General features: G+C 35.1%; 1 protein-coding gene. It reads left to right on the forward strand.

Going from position 1 to position 498, the window contains the following annotated elements:
• Positions 1-498, forward strand: a 498-nt coding sequence (locus EKL98_RS18320) for a cation:proton antiporter domain-containing protein (protein ID WP_233589487.1), incomplete at both ends; no start/stop codon positions are given.

Here is a 498-nt window from a genome sequence, read left to right on the forward strand (position 1 = left end):
TTACCTGCGCTGCTGCCGACGATATTACCGCTTGGTGCATACTTGCCGCAGTAATTGCCATTGTAAAAGCTGGAACTTTCGTGAGTTCGCTATACATTATTGGAATGGCAGTTGTTTATGTTCTTGTGATGCTTTTTGTAGTAAAACCATTTTTAAAGAAAATTGGGGAATTATACGCGACCAAAGATAGTTTGAACAAACCTGTAGTTGCCATTTTCTTTTTAACATTAATTATCTCCTCTTACACTACCGAAATTATCGGGATTCACGCCCTTTTTGGCGCTTTTATGACGGGTGTAATTATGCCAGATATAACTAAATTCAGGAATCTTTTTATAGAAAAAGTCGAAGATGTTTCTGTGATATTATTGCTTCCTTTATTTTTTGTTTTTACAGGTTTACGAACAGAAATAGGATTGATAAACGATCCTTATCTTTGGAAAGTTACTGGATTTATAATACTTGTTGCTGTTGTAGGTAAGTTTTTAGGAAGTGCTT

This window comes from Flavobacterium bomense (assembly GCF_003970355.1).